Origin of the sequence: Amycolatopsis samaneae (genome assembly GCF_039541975.1) — a bacterium.
Classification (GTDB): Bacteria; Actinomycetota; Actinomycetes; order Mycobacteriales; family Pseudonocardiaceae; genus Amycolatopsis; species Amycolatopsis samaneae.
In genome coordinates this window covers 1-697 of the sequence record NZ_BAABHG010000050.1, presented here as the reverse complement: position 1 = coordinate 697, position 697 = coordinate 1, and the positions used below count along the sequence as shown (strand labels likewise).

1 protein-coding gene is annotated in these 697 nt (G+C 54.1%); it reads right to left on the bottom strand.

All coding sequences use genetic code 11. From position 1 onward, the window contains the following. On the bottom strand, positions 1–378 hold a 378-nt coding region (locus ABD987_RS44515; protein ID WP_345409103.1), incomplete at its 3' end, for a replication initiation protein. Positions 379–697: the final 319 nt, after the last annotated feature.

Here is a 697-nt window from a genome sequence, read left to right as displayed (position 1 = left end):
GCTTTTGTCGCCGTCCACGGAGCGGCGCAGTCCTTCGGTGACAGCTGCTGCAAAGGCTAGCGGCTTACGTCGAGCATATTCAGTGCGGGTGATGGGTTCTTTGAGTGCCCAGACAGCATGTGCGTGGCCGTTGGTAGGGTTTTCGACCACCGCATTAGGGCGCCAGCCCTCACGATCCCAGATAGATCTCAGTAGGGCGTCCTCATGATCGATGTCGACGACCAACAGATTGCTGACGGCTTGGGGGTTGGCTTCGATGTAGCGGCGTTGTAGGGCGTTCTGACGAGAGCCGCGGTAGATGCCGGCTTTGAGATCATCAGAGGCTAGCGGCCAGATGGGGAGCCAGAGCTGTTCCCAGCGTGTTGTGGTGTCTGCCATATCTTCGACACTGGCACACATGGTCTGTAATCGTTGGGATATCCGTAGGCGTGTTCAAAGTATGCGATAACCAAGTCAGATGTTTCCGCAAAAACGCGGTCGCTCTAGCGACTCCGCTGGCCACTCAAATGAGCACCTGCTGAAGCTTCATACCCAAATGCACCACCCTTAAATTAGCTAAGTGCCTCCACACTGACCCCAAAAATGGTAGGCACCGAAGCAGTGTTATCGTTTCCAGATTTATACAGACGTTTGGTGCTTAAGCACACATCCAAGCCATACTGAAGGCATGAGTAAAGAAGAACGTCGATCGAAGCTC